Source organism: Moorella thermoacetica (assembly GCF_001267405.1).
In the GTDB taxonomy this organism is placed as follows: domain Bacteria; phylum Bacillota; class DSM-521; order Neomoorellales; family Neomoorellaceae; genus Neomoorella; species Neomoorella thermoacetica.
On record NZ_CP012369.1, the window covers coordinates 717,770 to 738,908 of the forward strand.

Here is a 21,139-nt window from a genome sequence, read left to right on the forward strand (position 1 = left end):
GAACCCTAACTGTGGAGGAAAAAACGTTTTATGCCGTCACCTAGCGGCCTGTTAGGGGCCTTGAGGCGCCTCACGCCCTACAACGACATCCTGGTAGCAGCTCTGGTCCTGGGGATAGTTATGCTGATCGTCATCCCGGTCAGCCCCCTGGTCATGGACTTCCTGCTTATTGCCAACCTGAGCGTCAGCATGGTCATCTTCCTGACGACCATGTTCATCTCCCGGAGCCTGGACTTTTCCGTCTTTCCTTCCCTGCTGCTGGTGGTGACCCTATTCCGGTTATCCCTGAATATCTCCTCCACCAGGCTTATTTTAAGCCAGGCTGACGCCGGCCATGTCATCGAGACCTTCGGTAATTTCGTCGTCCGGGGCAACTATATCGTCGGCTTTATCATCTTCCTCATTATCACAGTCATCCAGTTTATCGTTATCACCAACGGCGCCCAGCGGGTGGCCGAGGTGGCGGCCCGCTTTACCCTGGACGCTATGCCCGGCAAGCAAATGAGCATTGACGCCGACCTGAACGCCGGCCTGCTGACAGAAGACGAGGCCCGGGCCAAACGGCGGGAACTGCAGCGGGAGGCCGATTTTTACGGGGCCATGGATGGTGCCAGCAAGTTCGTCCGCGGGGATGCCATCGCCGGTCTGATTATTACGGCCATCAATATCGTAGGCGGCCTGGCCATCGGCGTCTGGCAACTGAAAATGCCTTTTATGCAAGCCCTGCAGACCTATACCCGGCTGACCATCGGCGACGGCCTGGTCAGCCAGCTGCCGGCCCTTCTGGTTTCCACCGGTACCGGCATCCTGGTCACCCGCTCCGGCGCCCTGGACAATTTCGGCAAAGAGGTAATCGGACAGCTGACGGGTTTTCCCCGCATCGCCGGCCTGGTAGCCGCCGTTCTCTTTCTCCTGGGCCTCCTGCCGGGGATGCCCCATCTCTCCTTTTTTATCATGGCCGGGGGGGTGGGCTATGCCGCCTACGCCTTGGCCCGGGAGGAAAAGGCCCGGGGCCAGCGTCAGCAGGAAGTGGCCGCCGCCCGCCAGCAACAGCAGCGCCAGCCTGAGAACGTCCTTAATCTTTTCCAGGTGGACCCCCTGGAAGTGGAGATCGGCTACGGCCTGATACCCCTGGCCGACGAGAGCCAGGGAGGCGACCTGCTGGACCGCCTGGCCGCCGTACGCCGCCAGGCTGCTACGGAGATGGGCATCTATGTGCGGCCCATCCGCATCCGTGACAACCTGCAGCTGCCTCCCCAGGGTTACATCTTTAAAATCCACGGGGTCGAGGCCGCCCGGGGCGAGATCCGGCCCGGATACCTGCTGGCTATGAACCCGGCCGGCAATGAAGGGCCGCCCGGAGGAACGCCCACCAGGGAACCCACCTTTGGCCTGCCGGCCTGGTGGGTGCCCGAGGATAGGCGGCAGGAAGTGGAACTGGCCGGTTTTACCGTTGTTGACGCTACCACCGTCCTGGTGACCCACCTGACGGAGTTTATTAAAGCCCATGCTGCCGAGCTTATGGGCCGCCAGGAGATCAAGGAGCTGCTGGACAAGGTCAAGGAGAATAATCCAGCAGTCGTCGAGGAACTGGTGCCGGAACTCCTGACCATAGGCGAGGTGCAGAAGGTTCTGGCCAGCCTCCTTAAGGAGCAGGTGCCCATCCGGGACCTGGTGACGGTCCTGGAGGCCCTGGCCGATGCAGCCCGCAGCAGCCGGGACCTGGATTACCTGGTGGGAGCCGTGCGCCAGGCCTTGCATCGTACCATCAGCCACCAGTATGCCCGGGAGGGAAAATTGACGGCCATTACCCTGCACCCCCAGCTGGAACAAAAGATTATCGAGGCTATCCAGCCTACCTCCCAGGGTAATTTCCCCGCCCTGGCCCCGGAAATTACCCGGGACTTCCTCAGCAGGTTGGGTCAGGCGGTGGAAAAGGCGGCCTTAGGCGGGGCGCAGCCGGTGCTCCTCTGTTCCGCCCGGGTGCGGTTGCCCCTGCGGCGTCTCTTGCAACGCTCTTTTCCCCATCTCCCGGTCCTGGCCTATAACGAGCTGGAACCCGGCCTGGAAGTGGAGGCTGTTGAGGCGGTGAATGTGGCGTGAAGATCAAACGGTACCTTGCCCGTGATATGCAGGAGGCATACCTGGCCATCAGGCGCGACCTGGGACCGGATGCCGTCATTGTGGCTACCCGCCGGGTACGCCAGCCGGGGCTGAAGGGGTTGTTCCTGCCTCCACGCCTGGAGGTGACGGCCGCCCTGGACACGACCTCAGGTGCGGCAGCCCCGGCAGTGCCGGTAAAGGCAGGGCAACCTCCGGGGCCGGGTGTGTTGCCGGGACAGGACATGACTGCACCTTTGTCGTCCACTGTCTCCCCAGGGGTCGGGGTAGGAGACAGGGGGATGGGTCCCGGCCTTGAGGGACTGCGGCGGGAACTGGCGGACATCAAGGCCACCCTGATGCGCCTCACCCACCCTGAGGGCGATGGAGCCGGAGGGAACGCGGCCTGGCGGCAGGCCCTGCTGGATCAGGAACTGGCACCGGAGCTGGCGGCTGACCTGGTGGCCGGGTTAGATATGACAGCCGGGCCCGAGGTAATCGGGGCGGTAATTCGCAACCGCCTGGCGGAACGGCTGGCCGGCCAGGTGCTGGCGGAATCCGGCCAGCGGGTGCAGGCCTTCGTCGGCCCCACCGGGGTGGGCAAGACGACCACCCTGGCCAAGGTAGCTGCCCGTCACAGTCTCTACCTGGAGCAAAAGGTCGGCCTTATCACCCTGGATACCTATCGCATCGGTGCCGTGGACCAGCTGCGCACCTACGCCGAGATCATGGGCCTGCCCCTGGAGGTGGCTATGACCCCGCGGGAGTTCCGGGAGGCCCTGGGACGGCTGGAGGACCGGGACATCATCCTGGTCGATACCGCCGGCCGCGCCCCGGAGAACAAAGCCATGCTGGCGGAAACCAGGGGGTTCCTGGAGGCTATGCCGGAGGGAGCCGTCTACCTGGTCTTGAGCAGTGCTACCCGGCGCCAGGACCTGCTGCAGGCGGTGGAGAGGTTCCGGCCCCTGAATTATAACCGGTTGATTTTTACTAAACTCGATGAAACCAGCTGCCCGGGGGTAATGGTAACGGTCGCGGCGGCAGCGGGAGTACCCCTGGCCTATGTGACTGCCGGCCAGGATGTACCCGATGACCTGGAAGTCGCCGACCCCTACCTCCTGGCTGAGCGGATATGGAAAGCGGTGGCCAGAGATGGACCAGGCGGCCAGGTTACGTAAACTGGTGATCAAGCAACAGGAAGAACGGGCGCGGGTTATTGCCGTGTCCAGCGGCAAGGGCGGCGTGGGAAAGACCAATATTGTCGTTAACCTGGGGCTTATCCTGGCCCGGCAGGGCCAGCGGACTCTCATTTTTGACGCCGACCTGGGCCTGGCCAATGTGGACATCCTGATGGGCCTGGTGCCCGAGTGTACCATCACCGAAGTCATTACCGGCCAGCGGGACCTGGCAGAAGTGGTTGTTCGCGGCCCCGGGGGCCTGCTTTTAATCCCGGGTGCTTCCGGCATCCAGCTGGCCGACCTGGACTCAGCCACCCGTAATCGCCTCATTGACGACCTGGAGACCCTGGCGCGGGAGGTAGACGTGATTCTGGTAGACTCCGGGGCCGGGATTTCCCAAACGGTTTTCAGCTTTGCGGCTGCAGCCGGGGAAGCCATAGTGGTGGCCACGCCGGAGCCGACCTCCATCACCGATGCCTACGGGTTAATCAAGGGCTTGCAGCGTTTGCAGGTAAGGGTAAACCTGCTGGTGAACCGGGCCATTAACCTCGCCGAAGGCCGGCAGACCGCCCAGCGCCTGCAGGGAGCCTGCCGCCGGTTCCTGCAGCTGGAATTGCCCCTCCTGGGGATCATTCCCGAGGACAGCCATGTCGGGGAGGCAGTACGCCGCCAGCAGCCCTTTTACGAGCTTTACCCCCATTGCCAGGCAGCCCGGGCCCTGGAGGAGGCCGCCGCCAGGATCAATGGTCAGGAGCCGCCGCCAAAAGGGAACCGGAGCTTCTGGCAGCGCCTGGGTCGCCTGCTGGGGAGAAAGTTGTGAGGGAGGGGTCAACATGACCGTCCCGCGTTTTATCCGAATCAATACACCAATTACCATTAGCGTGCCGGGGAAAAAGGCGATACGCACCTTGATCCAGGAGACAGGTGAAGACAGCTTTGCCATCCTGGCCCCGGCCGGCGAGGAACTGCTCCTCGGGCGCGGGGACCTGGTGGAAGCGACCTGTAGCCGGGAAGACGCCCGGTACGAATTCACCGCCCGGGTGATACGCTATGAACCGGCAATCCCCCCCCTCTACTACCTGGCCTACCCCGATGATTACAGGCGCATCCAGGTCCGTTCCCATGTCCGTACCAGGGCGGCCCTGGAGTTTCGTTACGCCCCGTGGCCGGCGGCCGACTGGCCCCTGCGGCCTCCCCGGCCCCATAAAAGGGGGCTGACCATTGACATTAGCGGCGGCGGTGCCCAGCTGGTCCTCAGGGAAGAGGTGAAGGTAGGGGATTTACTCTACCTGGAACTCTACTTGCCGGGCCGCCGGCACCACCAGCCGCTGCGGCTGGCCGCCCGGGTCAAAAGGGTCGCCACCCGGGAGATAGACGGCCACCAGCGCTATGAAGTGGGCGTGGCCTTCGAGGGTATCAGCGAACGCCAGGAAGATCAGATTGTGGCCTTTGTCTTTCAACGGCTGCTGGAAGAAAGACGCCAAAGGAGTTAAGATCGATGGCCGTCAAGGACAGCACCCTGTGGACTAGCTATATGGCCGGGCGGGATGCCCTCCGGCGCCAGGAACTGGTTCTGAAATACCTGCCCCTGGTGAAATATCACGTCAACCGCCTGGCGGTGAAGCCACCCCCGCACCTGGACCAGGAAGACCTGTTGGGCTACGGTATTGTCGGCCTCCTGGAAGCTGTGGACCGTTACGATCCCTCTCGAGGCGTTAATTTCGAGACTTTTGCCTCCCAGCGCATTCGCGGTGCAATCCTCGATGCCTTGCGCCGCGCCCACTGGGCGCCCCGGAGCTTGATTGAAAAGTTGCGTCGGGCGAGCCAGGTATACCGCCAGCTGGAACAAGAACAAGGTGGTGAGGTGTCCGATGGAGCAGTGGCCCGGGCCCTGGGGATAACCGAGGCTGAGCTCCGGGAGCTCATGGAGAGGGGCTCCCAGATGGCCATCCTCTCCCTGGAGGACTTTCTCCTCGACCAGGAGGGGGAAGAGGGGACCACCAGGGGCGAACTACTGGCCGATCCCGGCAGCCCCGACCCGGTGGGTATCTACGAGCAGGGTGAACTTCGCCGCGCCCTGGCGGCCGCCCTGGAAAACCTGAAGGAGAAAGACCGCCTTGTACTAACCCTTTACTACTACGAGGGCTTGACCTTGAAAGAAATCGGCAAAGTGCTGGGTATTTCGGAATCCAGAGTTTGCCAGCTCCATGGCCGGGCGATTTTAAATCTGCGCCGGCAGCTGGCGGACTTTATCATCAACGGGTGATGGCCGGTGGCTTATTTCTTTATAATCCTGGGAGCCTTGTTAATCCTATCTTTTGTCCGGCCGGCATTGACCCTGCTGGCAGCAGACAGGGGCGCACCGGCCTTACCACCGCCAGGGGATACCGCTGCCCCTGGCGGCGGGAGCACTCCGGGGAATGAGCAGGTAAAGGAACTGGAGGCCCGCCTGGCCGACCTCCAGGAGGAAGTGGCCAGCCTGACGGCCCGCCTGGCAGGGGAGGCGGACAGCGTGCCGGGTACAGTTACCAGGGAGGCAGCCTTTCGCGCCTACCTGGATGCGGCCCTGGCGAGTGGGGTGGCCGGCGGGGCGGGAGCCGCACCCGCCGGGCAGGAGGCCGCGGCCCGCCGGGCGGGGGCAGCCGGGCCGCCCGGGAACGCCGGGACAGTCGCTAAAGAGGGTCCCGGGCAGGTCCCCGCCCGGTCCCGGGAAGGAGCACCTGACATCAGGGAGGAGATTCGCCGGGCCCATGCCCGGGGCGAGAGTATAGAAAGCCTAGCCCGGCGCTTTGGCCGGGGAAAGGGTGAAATCGCATTAATCCTCAATTTACACCGCTAACGGCGTTAAAGACCAGGGCTGGCTTCCTGGTTCCCCTGGGACTGGGCCTGGGATTGGGTTTTTTCCTGGCGGGGATCTTCCTCCTGGCCTGGCACCCCGGCCCCACCAAAGAGGAGATTATTGCCCGGGCGCGGGACTACGGTATGGTTTTCCGGGATGAGGTTGTCCCCCTGGCGCCCGCACCCGGGAAGGAGGATGCTAAACCGCCGGCAGCAGCCCCGGGAGCCACTCCTGCCGGGGCAGGTGCTAATTCTTCCCAACAAGGGGCTACCCCCGCCCAAACAGGGGCCGGTCCTGGCGGACCGGGCCGGGAGATGCCCGGACCGGCTACGGCAGCCGGGCCGGAGGGGGAAATTCTAGTAACCATCCCGGCCGGAGCCGACCTTAAGGATATTGCCGCCAGCCTGGAGGCCAGGGGGGTTATCAGCGCGGCTGTCTTTGAGGCCGAGATTCACCGCCAGGGGCTGGTGGAGAAAATTAAAGCCGGTTCTTACTACTTGCCTCCGGGGAACGTCCAGGAGATTATCAAGCGCCTGACAAGCTAGCCGAACTTTATGGAAGGGTGGGTTTCTCTATGCTCAGGGGTTTATACCTGGCCTCTACAGGTATGCTGGTCCAGGAGATGCGCCAGGACGTCATCAGCAACAACCTGGCCAACGCCACTACCGGCGGTTTCAAAAGCGCCGTAGCTACAGTCCGTTCCTTCCCGGAGATGCTCCTCCAGCGCCTGGAGAAAAACCAGGCCATCCCCATAGGTCCCTTTAGCCCCGGGGTCATGGTGGATAATATTTATACTAACACCGAACCGGGGCCTTTGACGGAAACCGGGCACGCCACGGACCTGGCCCTGGTACAACCAGGGGTGGGAGTCTCGCCGGCCTTTTTCGTCGTCCGGACCCCCGGCGGCGAGGCCTATACCCGTAACGGACAATTCCAGGTGGATCCCGGTGGCTGGCTGGTTACCGCCGAGGGTTACCCGGTGCAGGGGCAGAATGGCGATATCTATGTGGGTACCACTGATTTTAAGGTTGACGCCGGCGGCCGGATTCTGGTCAATGGGCAAGTAGTGGACCAGCTGCGGGTAGTGACCTTTGCCAACCCGGCCCTCCTCCAGCGCCAGGGGGATACCCTTTTCACCGCCCCGGGTGCCCAGGCCCTGCCGGCGGCCAATTTCCAGGTCAAGCAGGGCTGGCTGGAGGAATCTAACGTGGATCTTGCCCGGGAGCTGGTTGACATGCTGGCCGTCCTGCGCAGCTATGAAGCCAACCAGAAGGTTATTCAGACTGAGGACCAGACCCTGGCTAAAAGCGTCAACGAAGTAGGGAGTCTCAGGTAGCATTTCCTGGCGACCAGGAGCCTGCAAGCAGCGCGGCCGGGGCTTCACGGTCCTGGGACCGGGTAGGGCAATACCAGGGCGGAAAGGGAATCTGCCCATAGGTAGAACAATGATATGACAGGTAATTTAGGGTAGCCGTCCATAAGGGCTGCCGCCCCCTCGACGACATGAAGATGCAGGCTGAAATGAGGCCAACCAACAGCCTGATTTGGCAGATCCTACTTGCGGAGGAGGTAACCATGATGATCGGCGCGCTCTGGCGAGGAGCCAGCGGTATGCGGGCCCAGCAGGTCCAGGTAGATAGCCTGGCCAATGATATCGCCAATGTGAATACCACCGGTTACAAGCAGGTCAGGGTCGGCTTCTCCGACCTGGTTTACCGGCCGGTGATGGAAGCTGGCATGCCAGTGGAGCAACCCCAGGCCCCGGGGTCTACAGTGAGCCTGGGAACAGGAGTGAAGGTCGCCAGCATAGTAAAGGACTTCAGCCAGGGAGCCCTGGTGCAGACCGGCGAGCCCCTGAACTTGGCCATCCAGGGGGAGGGTTTTTTTGCTGTGGTCAACGGGGCGGGGGAGAGGTTTCTTACCCGCGACGGCAACTTTCACCGCGACGCCGATGGCAACGTGGTTAACGACGGCGGTTATTATCTGGCTATCCCCGCCGGTAATAACCAGGATGTACCATTAAACCTGCCGCCTGAGGCGGAAAATATTAACGTGGCCGCCGACGGCACAATCACGGCCACCGTTAACGGCCAGGTACAGCCCCTGGGGCAGATATATCTCTATACCGTATCCAACCCGGCCGGCCTTGAGGCCGTGGGGGACAACCTTTACCGGCTGACGCCAGCCTGTGGCCAGCTTTTTTACGGTGCTCCCGGTACTGCTGGAAATTCGGAAACTACTGGTACTCCCGGTCCCGTTCTGGGCACCCTGCGTTCCGGCTACCTGGAGGCGGCAAACGTCGACCTGGCGGCGACTATGACCAGGATGGTGGTCGCCCAGCGGGCCTACGAATTGAACTCCCGCACTATCCGGGTGGCCGATGAGATGTGGAGCCTGGCCAATAACCTGCGGCGCTAAGGTAGAGGGAGTTGGCCCGGGCTATGATTGGGCGCCTTTAAAGACTTTGCTGATTAAGGCCAGGCCGCGGCGAGCGCCGACGTGACCTGGGTCCTGTTTCAGGACATAGATATACTCCTCCCGGGCCGCATCAGCCAGTCCCAGGAGGAGGTAGGTCGTGCCCAGGTTGATCCGCGCTGCCAGGTAGTCCGGTTTGAGCCGACGCGCCCGGGTCAGGTGGTAACGGGCGGCGCTGAGGTTGCGATTATAAAGGAAGTATGTACCAAGGTTAAAATGAGCCAGGTAATTGTCCGGATTGGCCTGTAAGCTGGTTTTCCACCAGGAAAGGGCCCTGTCCACCTGGCCTTCCTGCCAGGCCTGACAGCCCAGATTGAAGCTCGCTTCCCAGTTTTCCGGGTCGGCCTCCAGGGCCGCCCGGTAAAAGAGGGCGGCCATTTGGGGACGGCGATGTTCCTGGGAAAAGTTACCCAGCAGGAGCCAGAGAACGGCTTCCTTCCGGTTTCCGACCGCTTGAGCGGGGTTACAGTCCGGGCAGAAGCGCCAGCCGGGCGGTAGTGGTTGCCTGCACTGGGAACAATAGACCATCGCCAGGCCTCCTGTCAGGGGATTTGTATTGTATTATTGCCAGAAGGATGCTAAAATATGACAGGTCGGGATTAAACTTAGAAAAACGAGAGAGGAAGGGCCTTGGAGGCTATAATCAAACCCCAAGAGGTTAAAGTCGGTATAGCGGAGTGGCAGGTCCTGCGAGCCCCGGGACGCCTGATCACCCTGGGTCTCGGCTCTTGCGTGGGAATTGCCCTTTACGATTCCCTGAACCGCATGGGCGGCCTGGCCCACATCATGTTACCGGATAGCAGCCAGTTCCAGGATCGCAGTAACCGGGCCAAGTTTGCCGACCTGGCCATCCCCGACCTGGTGGCGGCCTTGATTGGTCGGGGCGCCCGGCGGGGGCGGCTGGTGGCCAAGATAGCAGGCGGTGCCCAGATGTTTACCTCCGGGGACCGGCACCTTTCTCTATTGAATATCGGCCAGCGTAACGCCGCCATGGTTCGCCAGACCCTCCAGGAGCTGGCCATCCCCCTGGTGGCCGAAGACACCGGCGGTAACTACGGCCGGACCATGATCTTCGACCTGGAAAGCGGCGACGTGCTTATTCGCACCATCGGCCGGCCACTTAAAGTAATTTAAAGATTTACGGAGGAGCCCTTTATGGGGTCTGACGCCTCGCCACGAACTATGAAAATGCTAGGCTGAGGCAAGGGGCTGGAAGGTACAGGCGGAGGGCGACTTGGTTTGAGGCGTCAGCAAACTAAGCGAAGCCGCAGGGAGGCGGCGGTGAACGGGATGGGGATCGTAAAGTGGCTTCAGGAACGAGAAGTACCACGCCCCGTTATGAATGATAAAAGAGATAAAGCCGAGCCACCCCCGCCGCTTAAGCAACTGAGCGCCAAGTTTGCTAGCCGAGAACCACCGGAGCCCGGAGCCTGTACCTCCAGCCTTCAGGAAGCAAACCAATAATCGTATAATAATCGTATAATTTGGTAGAACCCTATTTTTGGAGGAAGAAATGGATTTTGCCGAGTTTAAAGAGGCAGTTTACCGGCGTTTCGGCCTTTACCTGGACGGCTATAAAGAACCCCAGCTCAAGCGGCGCATCGACAGCCTAATGGCCCTCTTGCAGGTGCCCGATTACGGTGCCTACCTGAATTTGCTGGCCAGGGACGGACAGCAGTGGCAGCGTTTTATTGATAAAATAACCATCAACGTTTCCGAGTTTTTTCGCAACCAGGAGATATTTGTCAGGCTGGAGCAAGAGATCCTGCCCTCCCTCCTGGCTACCTTCCGGGACCTTAAAGTCTGGAGCGCCGGATGCGCCGACGGACCGGAACCCTATTCGGTGGCTATTTTACTGGCGGAACTGGCCCCTGGAGGCCGGCACCAGATTTTGGCTACCGATATTGATCCAGGCGCCCTGGCGGCGGCCCGCCGGGGAGTCTACGGGGAGCGCGCCCTCCAGGCCGTCACCCCCACCAGGCTCAACCGCTATTTTCGCCGCGAAGGCGATCACTTTTACCTGCAGGAACAAATCAAGGGCATGGTCGATTTCCGCCAGCACGACCTGCTTAAGGATGCCTACGGCAGCGGTTTTCACCTAATTATCTGCCGCAACGTGGTTATCTACTTTACCGCCGATACCCAGAACGACCTTTACCGCCGTTTTTACCAGGCCCTGGCACCGGGGGGCGTGTTCTTCATCGGCGCCACCGAGAACCTGTTTCAATACCGGGAACTGGGTTTTGAAAAGATTGCCCCCTGGTTCTACCGCCGCCCTGCAGGGACCAGCTGAAAATGGACATTTACCTGGTAGAGTTACAGCTTTAGCGTATTTTACGGAGATGGCCCTGGGAGGGAGCAAAATGGATACCTGGGACAAACTCAACGCCCTGCACCTGGATGCCCTCAGGGAAATCGGTAATATCGGTGCCGGCAATGCCGCCACGTCTCTGGCCAGCCTCCTCGGCAACCGGGTCCAGATGACCGTACCCCGGGCCGGCGTCCTGCCTTTAAAGGATATGGTCAGCCTTGTGGGCCATGAAGAAGAACCTGTCGCCTGCGTGGAGTTTACCGTGGCCGGCCCGGCCCCGAGCAAGATATTTTTCCTCCTCAACGAAACCAGCGCCTACCTCCTGGTCGACCTGCTGCTGGGCCGGCCTGTTGGAACTACGAATGTTATTGACGACATGGGAGCCTCTGTCTTGACAGAGGTCAGCAATATCCTGGCGGGGTCTTTTTTGAACGCTTTTTCCGATTTTTGCCATTTAAATCTTATACCTTCGGTCCCGGCCTTTGCCTTCGATATGCTGGGGGCGGTTTTAAGTTCAGCCTTCCTGGAAGGGGGTTATTTCTCTGACCGGGCGCTAGTTATCGAAACGAAATTCTACGGGGAAGCAATCACCATCAACGGTCACTTTTTCCTTGTACCCGAAGACAGGGCCCTGGGTATAATCCTGCAATCCCTGGGGCTTCAGCTAGATTGAAAATGGGGGGACGTTAAGATTTATGGGCAAGCGGGTTTTAATAGTTGACGACGCGGCCTTCATGCGCATGATGATTAAAGATATTCTGGTAAAAAACGGCTATGAAATCGCCGGGGAGGCTGAAAACGGTCAGAAGGCCGTGGCCATGTACCAGGAGCTCCGGCCGGATGTAGTAACCATGGATATTACCATGCCGGAAATGGACGGCATCGCCGCCGTCAAGGCCATCAAGCAGATTGATCCCCAGGCGCGGATTATCATGTGCAGTGCCATGGGGCAGCAGTTAATGGTAATGGAAGCTATCCAGGCCGGCGCACGGGATTTTATTGTCAAACCCTTCCAGCAGGACCGGGTTCTCCAGGCCCTGGAAAAGGCCCTGGCTTAGGACGGGGGAGCTTTTATGGCTGACGTCCTATCCCAGGCGGAGATTGACGCCCTCCTCCAGGCCCTGAACAGCGGCGAGGTTCAGACGGAGGTCATTAAAGAAGAGGCTACCCCTAAGGCCAAGAAATACGACTTTCGCCGGCCCAATAAGTTTTCCAAGGAACACCTGCGCACCCTGTATATGATCCACGAAAATTACGGGCGCCTGGTGGCCAACTTCCTTTCGGCCTACCTGCGGGCCAGCATCCAGGTGAAGATCGTCTCGGTGGAACAGATGACCTATGAGGATTTTATTCTCTCGTTGCCGACGCCGACCCTGATGAACGTCTTCAGCATGGAGCCTTTAAAGGGTTCGGCGGTCCTGGAGACCAACATGAATTTCATCTTCCCCATTATCGACCTGCTCTTCGGCGGTCGGGGGGAGATGGTGGCCCGTAACCGGGAGTTGACGGAGATCGAGCTCCACGTCCTGCGGCGTTTAAACAGCCGCATGCTGGAACAGCTCTCCTATTCCTGGTCCGACATCCAAAACATTACTCCCAAATTGGAGAATATGGAAACCAACCCCCAGTTTACCCAGGCCATTTCCCCCAACGAGACGGTTGCCGTCATCACCATGGGGACAACGGTGGGCAAGTATGAGGGTCTTTTAAACCTCTGCCTGCCCTATATGCTCCTGGAGCCGGTCATTTCCCGCCTTTCGGCCAGCCACTGGTTTGCCACCGGCGGGGAAAGGGAAGCCAGGCCTGATTACCGGACGGTGGTCGAGAAGATCCTGGCCGAAGTGCCGGTGGAATTGATCGCTTACATAGGCCGCACCCGCTTGCCGGTGCGGGATTTTATCCAGCTCCAGGTTGGGGATGTCATTACCCTGGAAAAAACAGTGGGCGAGGACCTGGAACTCTATGTAGACGGGCACCATAAGTTTCAGGTTCAACCGGGGATTGTGAATAAAAAAATTGCCGTCCAGGTAACAGAGGTGGTATAGGTGGGTGACTTTTTATCCCAGGAAGAGATAGATGCCCTGTTGAAGGGCCACACGGATATAGAAACGGCGGCACCGGCGGAGCCTGAAGCTGCGGCCGCCCCGGAGGCAACCCTGAGTGACCTGGAAAAGGACACCCTGGGGGAGATCGGCAACATCTCTATGGGTAGCGCGGCTACGGCCTTATCCCAGATTCTCAATAAACGGGTTTTAATCACTACGCCGACGATAAAGATCATGACCCCGGAGGAGCTTTTTGCTTCCTTCCAGGTCCCTTATGTCCTGGTAGAGGTAAATTTTACCGAAGGGCTTCAGGGCTCCAACCTCCTGATAATCAAAGTCAGCGACGCAGCTATAATCGCTGACCTGATGATGGGCGGCAGCGGTGAAAACGTGACCCCGGAACTGGACGAGATCAAGAGTAGCGCCGTGGCGGAAGCCATGAACCAGATGGTCGGCAGCGCAGCCACCTCCATGGCTACTATTTTCCAGCGCAGCGTTAAGATCACCCCGCCGCATTTGACGGCGGTTAATTTTAACAACGAGAGCTATACGTCGCCCTGGGCTACAGCGCAGTCAATAGTCGTGGTTTGTTTTAAGATGGAAATCGAGGGCCTGGTGGACAGCCAGATTATGCAGGTTATGCCCATGGAGATCGCCAAGGACGAGGTGCGTATGCTCATGGGCTCCGAGCCTGCCGCCGGTGCAAGTACGGGGGCGGAAACCGCGGCGGCCCCGGCAGTAAACGGGGGCGGTACTCCGGCCAGTGCCCCGGCTCCCGCCGCTACCCCTGCGGAATCCGCTCCTGCACCTGCCCCTCCTACCACGCAGGCCTCCGCGCCATCTTCCCGGGCCCAGACACCTGGTGGAGCAGGTAGCCCGGGCGGGGGCCAGACACAGCGCCAGGGCCAGGTCTACGGCGCTTCCTCCCGCAATATTGACCTCATCCTGGACGTACCCCTGGATATTGAGGTTATCCTGGGCACGGCAATGAAACGCATCCAGGATATCTTGAGTTTGGCCCCGGGAGCTATTGTAGAACTGGACCGCCTGGTGGAAGAGCCGGTGCAAATCACTGTCAACGGCACCCCCATCGCCCAGGGGGAAGTAGTGATTGTCAACGAGAACTTCGGCGTCCGCATCACCCATATCCTGGAACCCTACGAGCGCATCAACCACCTGCGCCAGTAACAAAACCGGAGCCTGACGGCTCCGGCGGGGGCAGTTACGATTGGTTGTTCACCAACGCTTGTTCAGCTTTTTCAATGGCTAGTCGGACCAGGTTGCCGCATTGGCGGGACGGCACGCCGCCCCACCCTTCAGTGGCCACGGTGTCGGCTACTCCCAACTCCTTGGCCAGTTCCCATTTCAGGGCCTCGGACATAATCCCGCGCCTTCTGGCCATGATCAAGCCTCCTTTTTGTACTGCCCTCCGCTAATTAGCTTCGACCGTCACTGACCGCAGCATACAAGGCATTCCTGGAAAGACAGGCCGGACCTGCCGTTAAAGTAAGAGGCCGGGTTATAAAGTATAACCCGGCTTCCTTTAATTTCAAACTAGTGGATGCGGACCCGATCGGCACCGTGGTCCTTCAGGATCTTGTTGGCCTGATCGGCACGCTGATCGTCACAGCGAACGGAAACCAGCATTTTGCCCTGGCGGATTTCGTTTTCGTATTCCCGGCCCTCGGCTTCCGGGATGCCCCAGTCAATCAGTCCGCCGGCAACGCCTCCGGTGGCCGCGCCAGAGAGGAGGCCGGCTATGGGACCGGCTGCGATGAGAGGTCCGATTCCGGGGATTACCAGGGCTCCGGCACCGGCAGCCAGTCCGGCCAGGCCGCCCAGGACGCCGCCGGTGGTCACACCGTCACTTATCCCGCCCGTGTCGGCTCCCATATTCAGGCCGCCTTCCTGGTCACCGCCTTCCCGGCCCTGGTCTTTGGCCAGGATGGATATTTCCCGGTCAAAGCCGGCCCGGCGCAGGTCTTCAACGGCCTCTTTGGCCACCTGTTCGTTGCTAAAGACGGCAATTACTGTTTTCGCCATGCTGAGATCCTCCTTTGGCAGATCCAAATTTATTTTTATTATGGCCTTTTACCCGGCCGCTATGCGGATATAATTAAAACTAAGGATTTTCGACGAGGTGGCTGCTTTTGCAATACGATGTTTTAATCTGCGGCGCCGGCCCGGCCGGGAGCACCTGCGGTCGCCTGCTGGCTCGCCAGGGTCTTAAGGTGGCCATATTTGACCGGGCGCGCTTTCCCCGTTATAAACCCTGTGGCGGCGGTTTGACCGGTAAAGCCCAGGGTGAGCTGGAAGCGGGTTGGGAAGACTTAATAGAAGATACTACCCGTGAAGTTATTTTTTACCATCGCCAGGAACGTCCCCTAAAGATAACCTGCGAGCAGCCGGTAATAAAAATGGTCAGCAGGGAAAAGTTCGATTCCTGGCTTCTCACAGAGGCAGCCAGGGCCGGAGCCGAGGTCAGGGACGGCTACCGGGTGACCGGAGTGACGGAAACAGCCGGGGGGGTGAAGGTTCAAGGGCAAGACGGCTGCACCTGGGAAGGACGCTTCCTGGTCGGGGCCGACGGCGCCCTGAGCCTGGTGCGGCGCAGCCTCCCCTTTAAACCCGGGGGAACGGCCGGAATAACCCTGGAGTGCGAAGTGCCGGTTGACGCCGGCCTCCTTACGAGTTATCGGGGCCAGGTCCACCTGAGCTATGGAGGTATTCCTTACGGCTACGGCTGGGTCTTTCCCAAGGGGGACCACCTCTCGGTGGGAATAGGCTCCTTTACCCGCCGGGTCAAAGGCCTGAGGCGCTACTTCGATACCTTTTGTCGCGGGCTGGGGTTGGCGGTGCCGGCGAACTTACGCTGTCGCGGCGCGGTTATCCCGGCGGCCGACGGCCAGGCGGGCGTCTTTCACACCGGCCGGGCCCTCCTGGTGGGGGATGCCGCAGGCCTGGTGGATCCCTTCTCCGGGGAGGGAATTTACTATGCCCTCCGGAGCGGCCGCCTGGCGGCGGAAACCATCATGGCAACCCTGGCAGGTACCGGGGAGCCGGGGGCTTATTCCCGCCGGCTCTACGATGAATTATTACAGCCCCTCCACTACGCCCGGCGCATCGCCAGGGTGGTTTATGCCCTGACCCCGGTGGTCCATCGCCTGGTGACGGCCAACCCCGGGATAGCCAGGCGCCTGGTGGAGGTCCTCTTCGGCCGGGATACCTACCCCGACCTCTGGCAGTACCTGACCCGGCGCTACGCCATCTTTCGCCTGGCCCGCTAAAAGGGCCAGGCTTTTTTTGTTCAAAAAGAGGAATCTGGCCAAACAGCAAGAATTATAAAAGACGAGTATTTTTTGGCTGTTTAAGTGTTGGAAGGAACAAAGAAAGAGGGTGAGGAGTATGGAACGGGTGGAGCTGGCCGGCTCCCTGCGCCGGAACCAGGCCTTAAAAAGCCAGGTCGAAGCCGAGAGCGGAGTTGTTTTGAGTGATTGTTACCAGTGTGGCAAGTGCTCGGCCGGTTGCCCGGTGGCCGCATGGATGGACTACACGCCGCGCCAGGTTATTCGCCTGTTGCAGCTTGGCCTGGTGGAGGAAGCCTTGAAAAGCCATACCCCCTGGCTGTGTGCCTGCTGCCAGGCCTGTTACACCCGCTGCCCCCGGGAAGTCAACCTGCCGCGGCTCATGGAGGTTGTGCGCCAGGAGGCCCGCCGGCGGGGCCTGATTAACGAGAAAAAAGTCGATATCTTTGAGCGCGCCTTCCTGGGGACGGTGGAGCGCTACGGCCGGGCCCACGAGATGGGCCTCATAGTCCAGTACAACCTGCAGTCGGGCCAACCCTTTAAGGACGCCATGCTGGCACCGCCCCTGTTGTTGAAAGGGAAGATCAGCCCCTTCCCCATGAAGATCAAGGACGTTGCCGGGATAAAAGATATTTTCACCAGGGTTCGTGCCCGAGGAGGTGACCGGTCTTGAAATACGCCTATTACCCGGGTTGCTCCCTGGAGGCTACAGCCAAGGAGTACAACCAGTCGGCGAAGCTGGTAGCCCGGCACCTGGGGGTAGAGCTCTGGGAGATCCCTGACTGGAGTTGCTGCGGCGCCACGGCCGCCCATAATAACAATCACCTCCTGTCCCTGGCCCTGCCGGCACGGAATCTCGCCATCGCCGAGGCCGAAGGACTGGACGTGGCCGTGCCCTGTGCCGCCTGCTTTAACCGCCTGCGGGCCGCCGAGACGGCCGTGCGGGAGTCGGAAAGCATGCGGGCGACCATCAGTGAAATCATTGGCCGGGATTACCGGGCCACCAATAAGACCCGGGCCTTACTGGATGTCATGGTCAATGAGGTCGGCCTGGAGAAAATCAAGGAGCAGGTGGTCAAGCCCCTGGCGGGCCTGAAACTGGCGGCCTATTACGGCTGTCTTCTGGTCCGGCCGCCAAAGTTAACGGCCTTTGACGACCCGGAGGACCCCATGGCCATGGATCGCCTGATTGACGCCCTGGGGGGCGAAGCCGTCAGCTGGTCCTACAAGACTGAATGCTGTGGCGGGAGCCTCGCCACGGCCCGGGGGGACATCGGCGTTCGGATGATCTACCAGGTCCTGCGCCACGCCAGGGACGCCGGTGCTGAGGGCGTCGTCACCGCCTGCCCCTTATGCTTCCTGAACCTGGACATGCGGGAGGCCCAGGCGGCGGCAGCCCACGGCGACCAGTTCCAACTCCCCATCTTCTACTTTACGGAACTCATGGGCCTGGCCCTGGGTTACGCGCCCAAGGACTTGGGGCTTACAACCCACTTTGTTAACCCGCTTCCCTTGCTGGAGGCCAAGGAAATCCTGCGGCACCCGGCTACAAGGAGGGAAACAGCATGAAACGCATTGGCGTCTTTATCTGCCACTGCGGCACCAATATCGCCTCTGTGGTCGATGTTAAGAAAGTGGCCGCAACGGCCGGGAATTTTCCCGGGGTTGTCTACGCCACTGATTACCAGTATATGTGCTCCGACCCGGGGCAGGAACTCATTCGTAAGGCCATCAAGGAACAGCGTCTGGACCGGGTAGTTGTGGCCTCCTGCTCGCCCCGCCTCCACGAGCCGACCTTCCGGAAGACGGTGGAGAGTGCCGGTATCAATCCCTATCTTTTTGAAATGGCCAATATCCGCGAGCAGTGCGCCTGGGTCCACGCCCGGGATAAAGAGCGGGCTACCGCCAAGGCCATCGACCTGGTGCGGGCCGCCGTGGCCAAGGTGAGCCGTGACGGTCCCCTCCAGGCGGCTACTATCCCCATTACCAAGCGGGCCCTGGTCATCGGCGCCGGTATTGCCGGTATGCAGGCCGCCCTGGATATTGCCGATGCCGGCTACGAGGTGGTACTGTTAGACCGGGAACCGACCATCGGCGGCAACATGGTCAAGCTGGACAAAACCTTCCCGACCCTGGACTGTTCTGCTTGAATAAGCACGCCGAAAATGGTTGCTGCGGCGCAGCACCCTCATATTAAACTCATGACCTATGCGGAAGTAGAGAATATCGCCGGCTATGTAGGCAATTTCGAAGTGACCATTCGCCAGAAGGCCCGCTCGGTGGACGCCGGCAAGTGTACCGGCTGCGGTACCTGCTGGGAGAAATGCCCGACCAGGGTCGACAGCGAGTTCGACCTGGGCCTGGGTAAGCGTAAGGCCATTTACCTGCCCTTCCCCCAGGCGGTGCCGGCAGTGCCGGTAATCGACCGGGAGCACTGCCGCCAGTTCACCAAAGGCAAGTGCGGCGTCTGCCAGAAGGTCTGCCCGGCCAAAGCCATTGACTATGAGCAACAGGATGAGGTTATAACCGAGAACTTCGGCGCCATTGTCGTGGCCACCGGCTATGACCTCTTTAAATGGGAAGAGGTTTACGGTGAATACGGTTACGGCAAGTACCCGGATGTCATCACCGGTATGCACTTCGAACGCTTGAACAACGCCTCCGGTCCCACCGGCGGTAAGATCCTGAGGCCCTCCGACGGTAAGGAACCCAAGACGGTGGTCTTTATTAAGTGCGTAGGTTCCCGGGACGAGGCCAAGGGCAAGAGCTACTGCTCCCGGGCCTGCTGTATGTATACGGCCAAGCACGCCCACCAGGTGCTGGAGAAGATTCCCGACTCCCAGGCAATTGTCTTCTATATGGATATCCGCACCCCGGGCAAAGCCTACGAGGAATTCCAGCAGCGCTCCGTCCACGAGGGGGCCATTTACGTCCGCGGCCGGGTGAGCCGGGTCTTCCAGGAAGGCGACAAGCTCATTGTCCGCGGCGAGGATACCTTGCTTGGCCGCCAGGTAGAGGTTGCCGCCGACATGGTGGTTCTGGCTACGGCCATGGTCCCCAGCCATGGCTGGGAGAAAGTGGCCAAGATGATCGGCCTGCAGACCGATAAAGACGGCTTCTTCCAGGAGGCCCACCCGAAACTGCGGCCGGTGGAGACCTTTACAGCCGGTGTCTTCCTGGCCGGGGCCTGCCAGGGGCCCAAGGATATCCCCGACACCGTCTCCCAGGCCAGCGCGGCGGCCGTCAAGGTCTGCCAGCTCTTTGCGAAGGATGAGATGGCCACCGATCCCATGATCGCCGCCGTAGATGAAAGCATTTGCTCCGGCTGTGCCATGTGTGAGAAGATTTGTCCCTACAAGGCCATTTCCATCAAGACCATTACGGAACGGGTGGCCGGCAGGCAGGTCAGCCGCCGGGTGGCGTCGGTGAACAACGGCCTGTGCCAGGGCTGCGGAACCTGCTCGGTTGCCTGCCCGTCCAGCGCCATGAATCTACGCGGCTTTACCAACGAACAAATACTGGCGGAGGTGGATGCGGTATGTCTGTAGCCCAAACGCCGGGCTGGGAGCCCAAAATCGTGGCCTTTTGCTGCAACTGGTGCGCCTATGCCGGGGCCGACCTGGCAGGTCTCAACCGGTTGCAGTACCCGGCCAACGTGCGGGTCATCCGGGTGCCCTGCTCGGGCCGGGTGAACCCCCAGTTCGTCCTGCGGGCTTTCCAGCGCGGGGCCGACGGGGTCCTGGTATCCGGCTGACACCCGGGCGACTGCCACTATGTTAGTGGCAATTACTTCACCCGCCGCCGATTCCTTTTACTGCAGCGGGTCCTGCAGTTCATGGGCCTGGAGCCGGAGCGACTCCAGGCACGCTGGGTCTCCGGCTCGGAGGGCCCCCGCTTCGCCCAGGTTATCACCGAGATAACCGAGGAAATCCGGGCTCTGGGGCCCAACAGGAAGTTGAGGGATGACGCATGAGCAGTTTGCAAGAGCAGATGCGTACCCGGGCCCGGGAGTTGCTGAGCCAGAATAAGGTGCAGATGGTCATCGGCTGGGAGAAAGGGACCTTCTGGTACCTGTCGCCGCCGGTCTTTATCACCGACCCGGAGGATTGCAACCGCCTGGTCTGGGACGAGTTTTGCACCAACAACCTGGCCAAGTACCTCCTGGATTATAAACTGGGGGAAGAGAAGATCGCCCTCTTCGTCAAGGGCTGCGACTCCCGGGGCATCAACCGGCTCCTCCAGGACAACCAGATTCAGCGGGAGAGGGTATACCTCATCGGCATCAATTGCCCCGGCGTTAAAGACGGCCGCCGGGCGGCCGTCCTGGGGGAAGCCCGCCGGGCGGAGGTGCCCCTGGCGGAGAAGTGCCTCTACTGCACCCACCCCGAGCCGGTAGTCTATGACGAGCTCCTTCAGGAAGACAGGGGCGCCGGGGCCCGGGAAGCGGCGGCCACGGCCGAGGGCCGTTTTGCGATGGTGGAAAAAATCGAGGCCATGACCCCCGACGAGCGTTACGCCTTCTGGACAGGTGCGTACGACCGCTGCCTGCGATGCTACGCCTGCCGCAATATCTGTCCGGCCTGTAACTGCCGCGAGTGCATCTTCGACCGTGCTCAATCGGGCTGGTGCGGCAAGCAGATGAGCCGCAGTGAAAACCAGTTCTTTGCCATCACCAGGGCTATGCACGTGGCCGGGCGCTGCATTGAGTGCGGCGAGTGTGAGCGGGTCTGCCCGGAGGGGATTCCCATTATGGCCCTCAACAAGAAGATTATCAAAGACCTAAACGAACTCTTCGGCGAGTACGAAGCGGGTCTGGATCTGGAAGTGCGGCCGCCCCTTGGCCAGTACAACCTCAATGATCCGGACGAGTTTAATAGGTAGGGGGG

24 protein-coding genes are annotated in these 21,139 nt (G+C 60.6%); 21 read left to right on the top strand and 3 right to left on the bottom strand.

The features are described 5' to 3' along the window. Nucleotides 1-30 precede the first annotated feature (30 nt). The 9 genes from flhA to MOTHE_RS03615 all read left to right on the top strand — a co-directional run bounded on the left by flhA (nucleotide 31) and on the right by MOTHE_RS03615 (nucleotide 8,535). Nucleotides 31-2,103: a flagellar biosynthesis protein FlhA gene (gene flhA, locus MOTHE_RS03575; RefSeq protein WP_011392311.1), complete on the top strand. Its 2,073-nt coding sequence runs from the start codon at nucleotides 31-33 to the stop codon at nucleotides 2,101-2,103. Beyond that, a complete protein-coding gene (gene flhF, locus MOTHE_RS03580; RefSeq protein ID WP_011392312.1) occupies nucleotides 2,100-3,278 on the top strand; it encodes a flagellar biosynthesis GTPase FlhF in 1,179 nt (392 codons plus the stop codon). Before flhA ends, flhF begins: the two co-directional genes overlap by 4 nt. After that, on the top strand, nucleotides 3,253-4,098 hold the full coding sequence (locus MOTHE_RS03585; protein WP_011392313.1) for a MinD/ParA family protein: 846 nt from the start codon (nucleotides 3,253-3,255) through the stop codon (nucleotides 4,096-4,098). Before flhF ends, MOTHE_RS03585 begins: the two co-directional genes overlap by 26 nt. Nucleotides 4,099-4,111: 13 nt before the next feature. Beyond that, the gene (locus tag MOTHE_RS03590; protein WP_011392314.1) at nucleotides 4,112-4,771 is read left to right on the top strand and encodes a flagellar brake protein; all 660 of its coding nucleotides are present in this window, start codon (nucleotides 4,112-4,114) and stop codon (nucleotides 4,769-4,771) included. Nucleotides 4,772-4,776: 5 nt separating this feature from the next. Next, nucleotides 4,777-5,544: a sigma-70 family RNA polymerase sigma factor gene (locus MOTHE_RS03595; protein WP_011392315.1), complete on the top strand. Its 768-nt coding sequence runs from the start codon at nucleotides 4,777-4,779 to the stop codon at nucleotides 5,542-5,544. A gap of 6 nt (nucleotides 5,545-5,550) precedes the next feature. Continuing rightward, complete coding sequence (locus tag MOTHE_RS03600; protein WP_053094685.1) at nucleotides 5,551-6,117, top strand: hypothetical protein; 567 nt, start codon at nucleotides 5,551-5,553, stop codon at nucleotides 6,115-6,117. A 53-nt stretch (nucleotides 6,118-6,170) separates the two neighbouring features. Next, on the top strand, nucleotides 6,171-6,662 hold the full coding sequence (locus MOTHE_RS03605; RefSeq protein ID WP_011392317.1) for an MltG/YceG/YrrL family protein: 492 nt from the start codon (nucleotides 6,171-6,173) through the stop codon (nucleotides 6,660-6,662). A gap of 29 nt (nucleotides 6,663-6,691) precedes the next feature. Continuing rightward, on the top strand, nucleotides 6,692-7,453 hold the full coding sequence (flgF, locus tag MOTHE_RS03610; protein ID WP_011392318.1) for a flagellar basal-body rod protein FlgF: 762 nt from the start codon (nucleotides 6,692-6,694) through the stop codon (nucleotides 7,451-7,453). Between the two features lie 239 nt (nucleotides 7,454-7,692). Further along, entirely contained in the window at nucleotides 7,693-8,535 is an 843-nt protein-coding gene (locus tag MOTHE_RS03615; protein ID WP_011392319.1) for a flagellar hook-basal body protein, read from the top strand. 21 nt (nucleotides 8,536-8,556) lie between these two features. Here the strand turns inward: MOTHE_RS03615 and MOTHE_RS03620 are convergent, their stop codons facing one another. After that, on the bottom strand, nucleotides 8,557-9,120 hold the full coding sequence (locus MOTHE_RS03620) for a zinc ribbon domain-containing protein (protein ID WP_011392320.1): 564 nt from the start codon (nucleotides 9,118-9,120) through the stop codon (nucleotides 8,557-8,559). A gap of 102 nt (nucleotides 9,121-9,222) precedes the next feature. Here MOTHE_RS03620 and MOTHE_RS03625 point away from each other — a divergent pair, with 102 nt between their 5' ends. The 6 genes from MOTHE_RS03625 (at nucleotide 9,223) to fliY (ending at nucleotide 14,136) form a co-directional block, all read left to right on the top strand. Further along, on the top strand, nucleotides 9,223-9,726 hold the full coding sequence (locus tag MOTHE_RS03625) for a chemotaxis protein CheD (protein WP_053094686.1): 504 nt from the start codon (nucleotides 9,223-9,225) through the stop codon (nucleotides 9,724-9,726). Nucleotides 9,727-10,105: 379 nt separating this feature from the next. Beyond that, nucleotides 10,106-10,885 (top strand): CheR family methyltransferase, encoded by a 780-nt coding sequence (locus MOTHE_RS03635; protein WP_011392322.1) that lies wholly within the window; start codon nucleotides 10,106-10,108, stop codon nucleotides 10,883-10,885. Between the two features lie 70 nt (nucleotides 10,886-10,955). Then, on the top strand, nucleotides 10,956-11,576 hold the full coding sequence (locus MOTHE_RS03640; RefSeq protein WP_071556363.1) for a chemotaxis protein CheC: 621 nt from the start codon (nucleotides 10,956-10,958) through the stop codon (nucleotides 11,574-11,576). A gap of 22 nt (nucleotides 11,577-11,598) precedes the next feature. Continuing rightward, the gene (locus MOTHE_RS03645; RefSeq protein WP_011392324.1) at nucleotides 11,599-11,961 is read left to right on the top strand and encodes a response regulator; all 363 of its coding nucleotides are present in this window, start codon (nucleotides 11,599-11,601) and stop codon (nucleotides 11,959-11,961) included. 15 nt (nucleotides 11,962-11,976) lie between these two features. Beyond that, nucleotides 11,977-12,948 carry a flagellar motor switch protein FliM gene (gene fliM, locus MOTHE_RS03650; protein WP_011392325.1) on the top strand — a complete coding sequence of 324 codons (972 nt, stop codon included), beginning with the start codon at nucleotides 11,977-11,979 and terminating at the stop codon, nucleotides 12,946-12,948. Next, nucleotides 12,949-14,136, top strand: coding sequence for a flagellar motor switch phosphatase FliY (gene fliY, locus MOTHE_RS03655; protein WP_011392326.1), 1,188 nt, complete (start codon nucleotides 12,949-12,951; stop codon nucleotides 14,134-14,136). A 34-nt stretch (nucleotides 14,137-14,170) separates the two neighbouring features. On the opposite strand, the gene MOTHE_RS03660 is transcribed toward fliY, so the two are convergent. After that, the gene (locus MOTHE_RS03660) at nucleotides 14,171-14,350 is read right to left on the bottom strand and encodes a small, acid-soluble spore protein, alpha/beta type (protein ID WP_025774238.1); all 180 of its coding nucleotides are present in this window, start codon (nucleotides 14,348-14,350) and stop codon (nucleotides 14,171-14,173) included. A 152-nt stretch (nucleotides 14,351-14,502) separates the two neighbouring features. After that, nucleotides 14,503-14,991: a general stress protein gene (locus tag MOTHE_RS03665; RefSeq protein WP_011392328.1), complete on the bottom strand. Its 489-nt coding sequence runs from the start codon at nucleotides 14,989-14,991 to the stop codon at nucleotides 14,503-14,505. 107 nt (nucleotides 14,992-15,098) lie between these two features. Here MOTHE_RS03665 and MOTHE_RS03670 point away from each other — a divergent pair, with 107 nt between their 5' ends. The 6 genes from MOTHE_RS03670 to MOTHE_RS14085 all read left to right on the top strand — a co-directional run bounded on the left by MOTHE_RS03670 (nucleotide 15,099) and on the right by MOTHE_RS14085 (nucleotide 21,134). Then, complete coding sequence (locus MOTHE_RS03670; protein ID WP_011392329.1) at nucleotides 15,099-16,235, top strand: geranylgeranyl reductase family protein; 1,137 nt, start codon at nucleotides 15,099-15,101, stop codon at nucleotides 16,233-16,235. 118 nt (nucleotides 16,236-16,353) lie between these two features. After that, entirely contained in the window at nucleotides 16,354-16,926 is a 573-nt protein-coding gene (locus MOTHE_RS03675; protein WP_011392330.1) for a 4Fe-4S dicluster domain-containing protein, read from the top strand. Continuing rightward, nucleotides 16,923-17,822, top strand: coding sequence for a CoB--CoM heterodisulfide reductase iron-sulfur subunit B family protein (locus MOTHE_RS03680; protein WP_011392331.1), 900 nt, complete (start codon nucleotides 16,923-16,925; stop codon nucleotides 17,820-17,822). The genes MOTHE_RS03675 and MOTHE_RS03680 overlap by 4 nt, the downstream gene beginning before the upstream one ends. Further along, a complete protein-coding gene (locus tag MOTHE_RS03685; RefSeq protein WP_080996769.1) occupies nucleotides 17,819-19,801 on the top strand; it encodes a CoB--CoM heterodisulfide reductase iron-sulfur subunit A family protein in 1,983 nt (660 codons plus the stop codon). The genes MOTHE_RS03680 and MOTHE_RS03685 overlap by 4 nt, the downstream gene beginning before the upstream one ends. Further along, entirely contained in the window at nucleotides 19,792-20,226 is a 435-nt protein-coding gene (locus MOTHE_RS03690) for a hydrogenase iron-sulfur subunit (RefSeq protein ID WP_155767722.1), read from the top strand. The genes MOTHE_RS03685 and MOTHE_RS03690 overlap by 10 nt, the downstream gene beginning before the upstream one ends. Further along, nucleotides 20,223-21,134 carry a ferredoxin family protein gene (locus MOTHE_RS14085; protein WP_011392333.1) on the top strand — a complete coding sequence of 304 codons (912 nt, stop codon included), beginning with the start codon at nucleotides 20,223-20,225 and terminating at the stop codon, nucleotides 21,132-21,134. Before MOTHE_RS03690 ends, MOTHE_RS14085 begins: the two co-directional genes overlap by 4 nt. Nucleotides 21,135-21,139 lie beyond the last annotated feature (5 nt).